Genomic DNA, 13,634 nt, shown 5'->3' with positions numbered 1-13,634 from the left:
TTTGCCAGTCGTCGTAAGGAGAAAGAACACATGACAGATTCAAAAACAGTGCTAAATAACTTAACAGACATTATCGACTTAGAACAAATACAAACTGCTTATATTAACGGCTGTTATTTGGCAGTAGATGAAACGCTGACGACTTTTGAAGACATCAATCCAGCGACGGGTGAAGTGCTGGCGACGATTCAGCAAACGACCAATGAGCAAATTGATGAGGCTGTTAAAGCGGCACAAAAAGGTCAAAAAGTTTGGGCAGCACTGACAGCAGTTGAGCGTGGTCGAATCCTATCAAAGGCCGTTGAGATATTACGCGAGCGCAATGACGTACTGGCATTACTCGAAACGAAAGACACGGGTAAAGCTTACTCTGAAACCAAGTATGTCGATATCGTCACTGGTGCGGATGTCGTTGAATATTATGCGGGTCTGGCACCGATGATTGAAGGTCGTCAGATTCCACTACGTGATACCAGCTTTGTCTATACTCGCCGTGAGCCACTTGGCGTGGTTGCTGGTATTGGTGCATGGAACTATCCGATTCAAATCGCGATGTGGAAAGCAGCACCAGCCTTAGCCGCTGGTAATGCGATGATCTTTAAGCCATCAGAAGTGACACCATTGACTGCATTGAAACTGGCAGAAATCTTGACAGAAGCGGGCTTACCAGATGGCGTATTTAACGTCGTCCAAGGCAATTATAAAGTGGGTGAGGCCTTAACTCAGCATCCTGATATCGCCAAAGTATCGTTTACCGGTGGCGTACCGACGGGCAAAAAAGTCATGTCGAGCGCGGCATCATCGTCTCTTAAAGACGTGACATTAGAGCTGGGTGGTAAGTCACCACTAATTATCTTTGATGATGCGGACATCGATACAGCTGCGGACATCGCAATGATGGCGAACTTCTATAGCAGTGGTCAGGTATGTACTAATGGTACGCGCGTGTTTGTTCCTAAAGCCGTGCAAGCTAAGTTTGAGCAGGCTATCTTAACGCGTGTTGAGCGTATTAAGCTCGGCGATCCAATGGATGAAAACATCAATATGGGCCCACTAGTCAGCTTCCCGCATATGGAAAGAGTGCTTGGTTATATCGAGCAAGGTAAAGCCAGTGGCGCACGCTTGCTAACAGGTGGTGACCGTGTGATGACAGGCGAATTGGCAAATGGCGCATTCGTCGCCCCGACGGTATTCACTGATTGCACCGATGAAATGACTATCGTACGTGAAGAAATCTTTGGCCCAGTGATGTCGATATTGACTTATGAGACCGAAGAAGAAGTTATTCGCCGTGCCAACGATACCGAATATGGATTGGCAGCTGGGGTCGTGACTGCTGACTTGACCCGAGCACATCGAGTTATCGCTCAAATTGAAGCGGGTATCTGCTGGTTAAATACATGGGGTGAGTCCGCAGCGCAGATGCCAGTTGGTGGTTATAAGCATTCGGGTATTGGCCGCGAAAACGGCATTGAAGCCCTTGAATACTATACTCAGACCAAATCTATCCAAGTAGAGTTGGGTAAGTTTGAATCTGTATTTTAATCATTTGTATTGAGAAAATTCTTAATCAGTAAAGTGGTTCAGTAGTAGAGCTAATTTGTTCTTTGTTCGAATTTACTGATAGCAAATGATTTATTTTTCAATATTATGGAGCGTTTTATGACATCAACCACACCTGAGTATGACTATATCATCGTTGGCGCAGGATCGGCAGGCAATGTGCTGGCCACACGTTTGACCGAAGATGCCAACATTAAGGTATTGCTGTTAGAAGCGGGTCGTCCAGACCATCGCTTAGACTTTCGCACGCAGATGCCAGCAGCGCTCGCCATGCCGTTGCAAGGAACGACTTATAACTGGGGTTATAAAACCGATCCTGAGCCGAATATGAACAACCGCGTGATGGACTGCGGTCGCGGTAAAGGACTTGGCGGCTCGTCATTGATTAACGGTATGTGTTATATCCGTGGTAATGCACTAGATTTTGATGATTGGTCTGAGATTAAAGGCTTAGAAGATTGGACGTATCTTGATTGCCTGCCTTATTTTAAAAAGTTAGAAAACCGTGATGCTGGCGAGAATGACTATCATGGTGTGGGTGGTCCTGTTGAGATGACCACCTCAAAACCAGGGGTCAATCCACTGTTTCAGGCGATGATTGAAGCAGGCGTGCAAGCTGGCTATCCAAGTACTGACGATTTAAACGGTTATCAGCAAGAAGGCTTTGGGCCAATGGATCGTTTCGTGACGCCTAATGGTCGCCGTGCTTCAACGTCCCGTGGCTATCTGGACCGTGCTAAACCGCGCAGCAATATTACGATTTTGACGGGTGCATTGACCGATGTAATCTTGTTTGATGGTAAGCGTGCCATCGGTGTCAAAGTCGAGCATCAAGGTCAAACCAAGAACTTTCATGCCTCTCGTGAAGTGATTGTCTCATCAGGTGCAATTGCTTCGCCACAATTATTGCAGCGTTCTGGTATTGGCCCTGGTCAATGGTTAAAAGATCTAGGTGTTAATGAGATTATAGATTTGCCAGGCGTCGGTAATAACCTGCAAGATCATTTAGAGCTGTATATGCAGTATGAATGTAAGCTGCCAGTGTCGATTGCACCTGCCAATAAATGGTGGAACAAGCCCGCCATCGGTGCTGAGTGGTTATTCAATGGTACGGGTCTTGGCGCGTCAAACCAGTTCGAAGGTGGCGGTTTTATTCGTACCGATGAAAAATTCACCCATCCTAATATTCAGTACCATTTCTTACCATTAGCGGTACGTTATGATGGTCGAAGTGCGGTTAAATCGCATAGTTTCCAAGCACACGTGGGCTCATTACGCTCGCCAAGTCGTGGTCGTGTCAAGCTGACCTCAAAAGATCCAAGTGCTCATCCGAGTATCTTGTTTAACTATATGTCTCATGATCAAGACTGGCAGGAGTTCCGTGCTGCTATGCGTATCACGCGTGAGATCATGCATCAGCCAGCACTTGATCCTTATCGTGGCCGCTCGATTGCACCAACGGATGATTTAGTGACTGATGCGCAGTTGGACGAGTATGTCCGTAACCACAGTGAGACGGCTTATCATCCATCTTGTACCTGTGCGATGGGCGAAGACAATGATTCGGTCGTAAATGGCGAAGGGCTGGTACATGGTATCGATGGCTTGCGCGTCGTTGATGCGTCAATTATGCCAAATATCATCAGTGGTAATCTAAACGCGACCACCATTATGCTGGCAGAAAAAATCGTCGATAAAATGCGCGGTGTGCAGTTGCCACGTTCGACGGTAGATTATTATGTCGCTAATGGTGCACCGCTCAGAGCAGAGCCGATGCGGAGTTATAGTTCTATGGTATAAGCGGTTGAATCATCAATCATATAAGACAGTTTTAATAAGAAGGCCTTTTACAGTAAAGGTCTTTTTTATCAGCGCTAAAGTTTAAGAAGATGAGTGCCGTTATGGCTGCCTCTGTTTATCGTTTGCTTTGCTATTTTTTCACATTGTTGATTTAGCAAATTTCATTTATTGGTACTGCTTTGTGCGTCATGCAGTTATTTGTATGTCATGCGGTTATCAGTCATAAGATTATGACGGACAAAGCAATATCAGACCCTGTTTAATTTACCTATTGAGGTCTTTTATGTACAGCTCGCCATCAAAAGATGCGACGAAACCCCTGACTCTAAATAAGACGGTTTTTTTAGGCTCAGCTATTATTTCTATTTTATTGATAATCTGGACGATTGCGTTTCCAGATTATAGTGAGGCATTATTAAGTTCAAGTATGGCATGGGTATCAGAGAGTTTTGGCTGGTATTACATGCTGGTGGTTGCCGCGTATAGTATATTCGCCTTGTTTGTTGGCTTTTCTAAGTATGGCGATATTAAGCTTGGTCAAGATCATGAAAAGGCGCAATTTCCTTTCCTAGCATGGGCCGCGATGCTGTTCTCTGCGGGTATCGGTATTGATTTATTGTTCTTTGGTGCGTCTGAGCCGTTGATGCATTATCTGACGCCGCATACGGGGCTCGAGCCTGCCAGTGAGGCGGCCATGCGTGAAGCACTTGCACAGACCTTTTTACATTGGGGTCTACATGGCTGGGGCATTTATGCTTTAATCGGGATGGCATTGGCGTACTTTGCTTATCGTAAAAACATGCCACTTGCGTTACGTTCGCCACTGACGCCTATCTTTGGCGAGCGTTTAATCAAAGGCTGGCTTGGTGATGGTATTGATACCTTTGGTGTGGTTTGTACCTTGATGGGTATCGCGACCAGTTTGGGTATTGGTGTATTGCAAGCCAATGCTGGTTTGACTCATGTTTTTGGGATTGAATCCAGCAAAATGGTTCAAACCTTTATCATCATAGGTGTTGTCGCTGCCGCGGCGATCTCTGCGATGACTGGTGTAGAAAGAGGCGTCCGCCGTTTATCCGAATTTAATATGCTATCTTCGATATTGCTATTAATCGCGATATTGGTGATGGGTAATACGGTTTATTTGCTGAATACCTTTACCCAAAATATTGGTCAATACTTCCAAACCATCGTTTTCAAAACTTTTGATGTTTATGCTTATGATGGTCAAGCTGGCGCTGACTGGAAATCAGGCTGGACGATATTTTTCTGGGCATGGTGGGTCGCTTGGGCACCGTTTGTAGGCCTATTTATTGCGCGTATTAGCCGTGGTCGTACCCTGCGTGAGTTCGTATTTGGTGTGATGTTTATCCCACTTGGATTCATCTTTGCTTGGTTCTCTATCTTTGGTAACTCAGCGATAGATTTGGTTGCCAATGGTGCCACTGAACTTGGTGAAATCGCAGTCAATGATGCGGCAATGGGCATGTTTGCCTTGTTTGAGTATTTTCCTTACAGCGAAGTGCTATCATTTGCAGGTGTTGTGATTGGGCTAGTATTCTTTGTGACTTCAGCTGACTCAGGCGCGTTAGTATTAGCAAACTTGAGCTCACGCGGCATGACCAATGATACGGATGCACCTGTTTGGTTACGCTTATTTTGGGCAGCAGCGACCGGTCTTATTACCTTAGGATTATTGTTTGCTGGTGGTTTTGCCTCATTACAGTCCGTATCCGTCATTGCAGGCTTACCGTTCTCTCTTATCCTTGTACTCTATATGATGTCGATGTGGAAGTCGCTCAAAGAGGAAGGTAATAAGCGTAAAGCCAGTACGATTGGTACGGCTAATGTGCTTGATAGTGGTAAAAGCTGGAAAGCACGCTTGCAACGTATTGTGAGTTTCCCAAGCCATGCACAAGTTGAACGGTTTTTACAAAATGTGGTCAGACCTGCCATGACGGAAGTTGAAAAAGAGTTTGCCGCAGGCGGTCTAAAGACGTCTTTGGATATCCGTAACCCTGAACATATCGGACAAGATATAGATGAAGGTATGGATGAGAGTAGCGGTCAAATAGATGGTCTGAAATTACGGGTTGGACACGGTGATGAAGACGACTTTATTTATGAAGTTAATTTGATCAAAGCGGAGCGTCCTAACTTTACATTGAGCACATCAACTAAGAATGCAGAGTACTATTATCGTGCGGAAGTGTTCTTGAGTGAAGGCTCGCAAGAGTATGACTTGGTAGGTTACTCTAAAGAGCAAGTATTGGTCGATATCTTAAACCAGTACGAGCGCCATTTGCAGTATTTACATTTAGAGCGTTAATAGCTAAGTAATATACTCGATTTTACACTGACCCCATAAGTTGGATTCAACTTATGGGGTTTTTTAAATGTCAGTGTTATAGTCGATTCACTCTAAAAGGAATAGGATATATACTGCTACGTTTTATAATGAAGATTAACAGTATTACCATTATCTGATGTGCTATCATTATTAAAAATGGTCATTCAGACCTATCGTGGGTTTAATGGTTTCGTAGCTTTCACTTGCCATTGTGAATCAATCAATGACAGCGCTACAAGCCTTGCAACTTCCAGCACGATATAAAATAACTCTGGTAAAGCGCATGAGCCTTTTCTCCGACAAAGTCATCCATGCCTTATTTGATTTGCCGAATTTGGCTTATTATTATACTTTTATTGTCGGAGTTATAGGAGTCTCACTTGTTTAATCTTCCTGCTACTCATTCCAAATATACCCGCTATTATAGACCGCAGCATTCTTTGGCGCGCCGTATCATTACTCAAATCGATACGTGTGAGCGCCGTCCCCAAGATATTACCAAAGCCATGGGCTATCCGCTTAAGCATACTATTCCTGCCTGTGATCGCCTGCGTCACGTATTGTCTAGCGAAAAATTGGGCTTGGATGGCAGTTATATCGATGCTTATTTTACTCCTGAGCAATTCTTAGAAAAGCTGGTTTCAGTACTTGATATGCAGGATGAGACGTTTGAAGAAGACATCGCTCAAATCAAGTATGATTTGGCGCATTATGCGTATCCTTTGCCTAAATATCGGTTAAGAGCAGATGTTGATTTTGAGTTTACTGCCGGCGCAAATTGGATGTCCCGTGGCGGCGCGGCTCAATTGGCTTATGCTCACTTGCCTGAAAATATTGCTCGAACGACTGAGACAGAACGTGAGGTCATCGTACAAAAGTGTATGGATGAGCATTACAAAAACTACAATGGCAATTTGCCATATGGCGGCGTGATTAAAGGCTACTGGCTAACGATTGAGCAGCATGGTGAGGTTATTAGCAAAGTGGAATACGGACTGCCAGTTAAATCATGATAGTACTCACCATGACAAGACGTAAGAAAAAAGCTTAAAAAGCCTATTTAAAAACCCTCTCAATAGAAAACCGCCAAGCACTTTTTAGCATTTGGCGGTTTTTTTGAGCTTCAATATATAAACTATCAGCGACTAAGCTTGATTCAAACCGTTTAGTAAGTGCTGCTAAGACCAACAAACAAATTCGTTGATTTGTCATCATCACCTTGCGAGTACGTAACACCAGCATTGGCATTTAATTGACCAAAGCTTTTAGATACGCCAAGTGTCATGCCAAAATTATCATCGTCGGTCTGTACCATTGGCGTATCAAAGCTGATATTTGCTATGGTGTTAAGACGCGCAGAAGCTGCTTCACGATTGTCACTCAACTGCTTTTGATAATGAATATCACCGAATACATTAAGTGAATCGCCTAGATTATGGTTGGCTTTCACGCCAAGTTTGCCATAAGTGGTAGTATATTTTTGCTCATCAAACTGCATGGCGATACCAGACATTTCTTGCTCTTTTAGCGCGTCCAATCTTACACGGCTAGCCGTTGCACCGATATATGGCGTGATAGCAAGGCTGCTGAACTGCATCGGATATCCTGCCTGCAAGTTAGCATAGTAACGTTTACCATCAGCATTAGAGTTAAACTCTTGCTTATTACCGCCAAGTGTGACCGCTCGTGTGACATCAACGTCTAGATTACCAAAGCCAACGGCACCATTGATTTGCACACCGCCAAGCGTATCTAAGATATTGCTGTGATAGACACCAAAGCCAACTTCTTCTAGATCGATATTGCTTAAGCCAGTACGAACTCCCGAATTCTCAAAATCCTTTTGAGTGATATTGCCATATAAGCCTGTTACTGCATGTGCGGAATTGGGATGAGCAAAGTCTACGCCTAATAATACTTGGGTATTACTATCGCCTTCAAACCCTGTAATGTCTTGATTTTCGAACTCACCAGTTGCCCACAAGGTACGGGCAGTTTTTTGTTCACTACTTTGGAATTGATTGATGTGAGATTGTAAGCGCTCACTAGTTGCCAGTCCTGCTGTCGTCGCAATGTGCGGCAGTACGCCAATAAGGCTAGGCGCGGTTACGACGGCATTGGCATAATCGGCAATCATTTGATGCGCACGTCCCGACGGATGGATACCATCAGCAAAGAAATAGCTTTCATTGGCACCTGGCACGACTAAATTACTTGATCCACATAAAAGCGAGCTTGAGGTGTTACAAGCTTTTTGAGTCATATTAGTAAAGCCATAAGCCGTAGGATTGGCAGCGACTTGTTGTAATAAGCTAAAAGTATCGAGCGGTATGATATTAGCACCCGTAGCGACCGCACCACTATACATAGTTTGATTATATAAATTTGCTAACATCGTACCAGACGATTGAAACCCTGCTCCTGCAGCGATAGCAGTAGGTGTTAGACCTATATCAGGGATATTAGGTACTAAAATATAGTTCGCACCACTATCTTTGAGCGCTTTAATAGCGGCGACTTGGCTGCCAGCCGCTGATGAAATCGTATTTATCGCATTAGCAGGATTTGCAGCTGCCGCAAGTAAATCGTTTGCGCCTCCCCACACCACATACATACCATTAGGATCAACTTTTTTATTAGCCAGATAACCATTAACTTGAGTGTTCACAGACGCAACAGGAACGTTAACGCCAAAGTCCGTATTAACGATATCCTTGCCTGCTCTTGCACCACCAATAGCATAGTTATTACCAGCTTGATTTCCAAGATAAACGATGGGAGCAGCTGTTGTACCAAGTTGCTCAGCAAATGAGGTCGCCCATACATTATCAGGGTTGGTTGTAAATTGACCTGACTCTTTAATACCGAGCTTGCCTTGGGTAATGGGACTAAAATAACCGCCATCAGTCAAGCTATCACCAAAAAATGTCACGCTGCTATAAAGCTCAGCATGCGCTAGACCTGCCATTGATAGCGAGATGGCAAGCATACTTTTGGTCAATGTTTTAAGGGTGGTAGGGTTAATAATAGCGTGAGAGATATTACGAGGCATATCGACTTCCTTGTCGTGAATGTAGCGGTTTATTAAGGAAGTGTAACTGCTTTAGAAAATCCTATCAATCGAATTTATCGTAAATCCCAATATAAGTTGAATAAGCTAACAAGTATAAAACTTTTAACCATGGTGCTGTAAATATCGTTCTAACCTAGTGCTCTATCTTCTAAATTATCCAGACCATCGTTGAATGCAATTACTTGCATTGTTATGATGTGTAAATGAAGGTATCGTCCCTAGCATTTTTAAAATGATGACACGCCCTAGTAATAATCAACCTCCGCGTCTAAACTTATTAATCTCAATTCAACTACGAACCCTACCTATGACTTCCTCTTATCATTGCCTGTATTCTTTTCGTCGCTGCCCTTATGCCATGCGCGCCCGTCTCGGCATACTGTTTGCTGAGCTACAGGTAGAGCTGCGCGAAATAACACTGAAAAATAAGCCGTCTCAGATGCTAGCCATTAGCCCAAAAGGTACGGTACCTGTTTTACAACTTGTAGATAGGACGGTGATTGAAGAGAGTAGAGAGATAATGATATGGGCGCTTGAGCAGCAAGATCCGCAAGGGCTTTTGGATGCAGAGGTTTTGCAGCAGGCAAATGCTTTGATTGATAAAAACGACAACGAATTTAAATATTGGCTCGATCGCTATAAATATGCCGATCGTCATATAGACATGACCCAGACAGAGTATCAACAGAAGGGTGAAATATTTTTACAAGTGTTAGAGGAGTTGCTGACTAAAAATCCTTATTTGCTAGGGAAAACTGTAACGATTGCCGATATTGGTATTATGCCTTTTGTCCGTCAATTCGCTCATGTCGATCGCGATGTTTTTTATAGCCTCCCTTATCCAAATCTACAGCGATGGTTACAAGATTGGCTGCAGCATCCGTTTTTTTTGCAAACGATGACCAAATTTCAGCCGTGGCAGGATGGGGATGAAGCAGTAATTTTTTGCTGAGACTTCCTCCAAAATATTTAATAAGTGTTAATACTTTGAAATTTTCGTCTCATGTTTGCTAGGGTTACTATCTTCTAGCTATCTATCTTATTGAATTACTACAAGATTCACAGTACAGATTAACTAAAAATAGGATTAAGCTGCCATAATTTTTACCAATGTGTAAAGAAATAATTTGACAATTATGTACGGTTGGCTTATAAGAGATAAACAGTATGGCTGTTTGCCCATAAGTGCTTTTTTAGAGCGCCTATTTGCATTGATTAAGCTCATACACATATCAAGGGAAGCATCTTCTACCCTGATGGTACATCGCAATTTATCTGCACTACTCGTTTTATGGTTTTTAGGCAATCATTGCCCAACTGATGACATTCGCTGACAGCTACTAGGCTGCCACTGTCACTCTAACCTCACCCGCGCACGTGAATGTATTTTCTCATTTTGCTATTGTCAGCCAATTTGCTGACGATTCAGCGATGTATGTCGCGCTGGGCCTATAAAAAAGGTTTCCAATCGCATGACGATTTTATTTTCTATGCCTGTGCATCCGCAGCCAATCATAGATTCTGGGCATCGTTTTGATGCCAGCCGCCATTGGCCAGCCTCATTAACTTTAGGGTTTGCAGCTTATCCTGAAGCGGACACTCGCATTACTCGCATGAATGTCGCACGTCACTATGGTCCACTGCGGGTACAGCGCGCTTTTTACCCTGAAGGTCGTGATGGCTGCTGTCATGTGTATCTTCTGCATCCGCCCGGCGGTATTGCCAGCGGTGATTCTTTAACCATCGATGTTACGGTGTCTGAAAACGCCCACGCTTTATTAACCACCCCAGCTGCCAACAAACTGTATCGAGCCGATAGCAATAATGTCGCTTGGACACAGCATACTCATCTTAAAATCGAAGACGGTGCCACGCTTGAATGGCTGCCACAAGAAACGCTGGCTTTTGATGGGTCACGCGGTGAGCAAACGGTGATTATTGATTTGGCTGAAACGGCTAAATGCTTGGGCTGGGAAATTATTGGCCTTGGTCGCCCAGCCAGCGACTTACCTTATGTCAGCGGCATCATTGAACAGCGTTTTCAGCTTAGCCGAAAAGGTCAGCCACTATGGTTAGAGCGCCAAGCCATTGACCCAACACATCCTCGCTTTTTAGGTAAATGGGGACAAGGCGGTGCTACGGTTCACGCTACCCTTTGGGCTGTCGGACTGAGTGACCCTGCTGACACCATTACCGAACTACGCGACAAAATACCTGCCAACCACAATTGGGCGGTGACTTATCGCCGCGGTGTGCTCTTACTTCGCTATTTGGGCATGGAGCGCAATGAAGCATGGGATTTATTGCAACAAGCGAGGGAAATTCTGCGTCCTAGATTAACCGGTCATAAAGCCGTCATACCGCGCATTTGGTTAACCTAATAATTCTTTTGCGTATTTTTTTTCGATTACGCATAAAAGCAAGCCGCAAATCAATCGGTTTTCAGCACAACAATATCAATAATAATGGAGAAAATAATGGAACTAACCCCTAGAGACAAAGACAAATTAATGCTTTTTACTGCTGGGCTTTTGGCTGAGCGCCGTAAGGCAAAAGGGCTGAAGCTTAATTATCCAGAAGCGATTGCTCTGATAAGTTGTGAGATTATGGAAGGCGCACGAGAAGGGCGCACTGTGGCAGAAATGATGGGCGCCGGTCGCGAAATTTTAACTCGTGATGATGTGATGGAAGGTGTACCTGAGATGATTGAAAGTATTCAGGTCGAAGCGACTTTCCCTGATGGCACCAAACTGGTGACTGTTCACAGTCCTATTATCTAATAAGAGCATAAAGCTTAAGGAGAGCATGATGATTCCGGGTGAATATCAATTAAAGAAAGGTGATATTGAACTGTGCGTAGGTCGCGACAGCTTTGTGATTGAAGTGGCCAATACCGGTGATCGCCCTATACAAGTGGGCTCTCACTATCACTTTGCTGAAACCAACAGCGCACTGAGCTTTGATCGTAAAAAAGCCTATGGTCATCGCCTAGCGATACCTGCTGGCACCGCTACGCGCTTTGAGTCAGGTCAAAAACGTGAGGTGTCGTTACTGCCTTATGCAGGATTGCGCCGCATCTTTGGCTTTAGAGGTGAGGTGATGGGTGCGCTAGATGACAATTCAGATTCAGGAGAAACACGATGAAAATATCTCGCGACGCCTATGCCAATATGTATGGTCCGACCGTTGGCGACCGCATCCGTTTAGGCGATACTGAGCTTTGGATCGAGATTGAAAAAGACCATACTCATTATGGTGAAGAGGTAGTATTTGGTGGCGGTAAAGTGATTCGTGATGGTATGGGTCAAAGCCAATTGTGCTCAGACTCAGTGATGGATACTGTGATTACCAACGTGATTATTATCGATTGGTGGGGCATCGTAAAAGCCGATGTTGGCTTAAAAGATGGCCGCGTTGCAGCTATCGGTAAAGCCGGCAACCCAGATACGCAGCCAGATATTGATATTATTATTGGCGCAGGTACTGAGATTATCGCTGGTGAAAACCAAATCTTGACTGCAGGCGCAGTAGACACACACGTGCACTATATCTGCCCGCAGCAAGTAGATGAGGCGTTAATGAGCGGTCTTACCACTATGATTGGTGGCGGTACTGGCCCTGCAACTGGCTCAGTCGCTACCACCAACACGCCTGGACCGTGGCACATTGGCAAAATGATGCAAGCCGTGGATGACCTGCCTATTAACATCGGATTTTTGGGTAAAGGCAGTGCCAGTACGCCTGCAGCACTTGAAGAGCAAGTCAAAGCTGGCGTTATGAGTTTAAAAGTTCATGAAGATTGGGCGGCAACGCCAGCAACGATTAGTAATGCGCTTGATGTTGCTGACCGTTACGATATTCAGGTAGCGCTACATGCTGATAGTTTAAATGAGTCAGGATTTGTCAAAGATACGCTAGAGGCCTTTAAAGACCGCTGTATCCATTCGTATCATACTGAAGGTGCGGGTGGTGGTCACGCGCCAGATATTATTGTCGCTTGTGGTCAGCCAAACGTTTTACCGTCATCGACCAATCCAACACGCCCGTACACCATCAACACTGTTGACGAGCATCTCGACATGCTGATGGAGTGTCATCACTTAGACCCAAATATTCCTGAAGATGTGGCCTTTGCTGACTCGCGTATCCGCCGTGAGACCATTGCTGCAGAGGATATCTTGCACGATCTTGGTGCGATTTCGATGATTTCATCGGACTCGCAAGCCATGGGCCGTATTGGTGAAGTGGTCTGCCGTACATGGCAAACCGCGCACAAAATGCGCCTGCAACGTGGTCTGCTACCAGAAGATCAAGAGCGCGGTACTGATAACTTCCGAGTCAAACGTTATATTGCCAAATATACCATCAATCCTGCCATCACCCATGGTGTATCACATGAAGTGGGCTCGATAGAGATTGGAAAAATGGCAGACTTGGTACTATGGCGTCCTAAGTTTTTTGGTGTTAAGCCCTCCATTATCTTAAAAGGCGGCATGATTGCTGGTGCTGCAATGGGTGATCCTAACGCCGCAATTTCGACCCCGCAGCCAGTGCATTACCGCCGTATGTTTGGCGCGCTAGGACGTGCAGTTTCTGCCACACGTGTTACTTTCGTTAGCCAAGCTGCGATGAACACGGGTCTTGAAGAAAAACTGGGTCTAAGAAGCCGATTGGTCGCGTGTAAAAACGTTCGTAGCATGCGCAAAAAAGACATGAAGCTGAACGATTACTGCCCGAACATTACGGTAGATCCAGAAACTTATGAAGTTCGTGTAGACGGTGTGCTTTTAACGTGTGAGCCGCTCTCTGAATTACCATTGGCGCAGCTTTATCATCTGTTCTAGACCA

10 protein-coding genes are annotated in these 13,634 nt (G+C 44.7%); 9 read left to right on the top strand and 1 reads right to left on the bottom strand.

Annotation, left to right across the window (positions count from 1 at the left end):
- Nucleotides 1-30 precede the first annotated feature (30 nt).
- The 4 genes from betB (at nucleotide 31) to FQ083_RS02575 (ending at nucleotide 6,726) form a co-directional block, all read left to right on the top strand.
- Nucleotides 31-1,545: a betaine-aldehyde dehydrogenase gene (gene betB, locus FQ083_RS02590; RefSeq protein WP_149408715.1), complete on the top strand. Its 1,515-nt coding sequence runs from the start codon at nucleotides 31-33 to the stop codon at nucleotides 1,543-1,545.
- Nucleotides 1,546-1,662: 117 nt separating this feature from the next.
- Entirely contained in the window at nucleotides 1,663-3,363 is a 1,701-nt protein-coding gene (gene betA / locus FQ083_RS02585; RefSeq protein WP_149408714.1) for a choline dehydrogenase, read from the top strand.
- 283 nt (nucleotides 3,364-3,646) lie between these two features.
- The gene (betT, locus tag FQ083_RS02580; protein WP_011513217.1) at nucleotides 3,647-5,692 is read left to right on the top strand and encodes a choline BCCT transporter BetT; all 2,046 of its coding nucleotides are present in this window, start codon (nucleotides 3,647-3,649) and stop codon (nucleotides 5,690-5,692) included.
- Nucleotides 5,693-6,093: 401 nt separating this feature from the next.
- Entirely contained in the window at nucleotides 6,094-6,726 is a 633-nt protein-coding gene (locus tag FQ083_RS02575; protein WP_149408713.1) for a hypothetical protein, read from the top strand.
- A 152-nt stretch (nucleotides 6,727-6,878) separates the two neighbouring features.
- Here FQ083_RS02575 and FQ083_RS02570 read toward each other — a convergent pair whose 3' ends face one another.
- Nucleotides 6,879-8,765 (bottom strand): autotransporter domain-containing protein, encoded by a 1,887-nt coding sequence (locus FQ083_RS02570; RefSeq protein WP_149408712.1) that lies wholly within the window; start codon nucleotides 8,763-8,765, stop codon nucleotides 6,879-6,881.
- 328 nt (nucleotides 8,766-9,093) lie between these two features.
- Here FQ083_RS02570 and FQ083_RS02565 point away from each other — a divergent pair, with 328 nt between their 5' ends.
- The 5 genes from FQ083_RS02565 to ureC all read left to right on the top strand — a co-directional run bounded on the left by FQ083_RS02565 (nucleotide 9,094) and on the right by ureC (nucleotide 13,630).
- The gene (locus FQ083_RS02565) at nucleotides 9,094-9,738 is read left to right on the top strand and encodes a glutathione S-transferase (RefSeq protein WP_188004050.1); all 645 of its coding nucleotides are present in this window, start codon (nucleotides 9,094-9,096) and stop codon (nucleotides 9,736-9,738) included.
- A 520-nt stretch (nucleotides 9,739-10,258) separates the two neighbouring features.
- Nucleotides 10,259-11,167 carry an urease accessory protein UreD gene (locus FQ083_RS02560; protein WP_149408710.1) on the top strand — a complete coding sequence of 303 codons (909 nt, stop codon included), beginning with the start codon at nucleotides 10,259-10,261 and terminating at the stop codon, nucleotides 11,165-11,167.
- A 96-nt stretch (nucleotides 11,168-11,263) separates the two neighbouring features.
- On the top strand, nucleotides 11,264-11,566 hold the full coding sequence (ureA, locus tag FQ083_RS02555) for an urease subunit gamma (RefSeq protein WP_011513222.1): 303 nt from the start codon (nucleotides 11,264-11,266) through the stop codon (nucleotides 11,564-11,566).
- 28 nt (nucleotides 11,567-11,594) lie between these two features.
- The gene (locus tag FQ083_RS02550; protein WP_149408709.1) at nucleotides 11,595-11,930 is read left to right on the top strand and encodes an urease subunit beta; all 336 of its coding nucleotides are present in this window, start codon (nucleotides 11,595-11,597) and stop codon (nucleotides 11,928-11,930) included.
- Nucleotides 11,927-13,630 (top strand): urease subunit alpha, encoded by a 1,704-nt coding sequence (ureC, locus tag FQ083_RS02545; protein WP_149408708.1) that lies wholly within the window; start codon nucleotides 11,927-11,929, stop codon nucleotides 13,628-13,630. The genes FQ083_RS02550 and ureC overlap by 4 nt, the downstream gene beginning before the upstream one ends.
- The last annotated feature ends 4 nt before the right edge of the window (nucleotides 13,631-13,634 follow it).

It is taken from the genome of Psychrobacter sp. ANT_H59 (genome assembly GCF_008369225.1).
Lineage (GTDB): Bacteria > Pseudomonadota > Gammaproteobacteria > Pseudomonadales > Moraxellaceae > Psychrobacter > Psychrobacter cryohalolentis.
The sequence above is the reverse complement of the archived record's forward strand: the minus strand, read 5'-3'. Positions and strand labels throughout refer to the sequence as shown.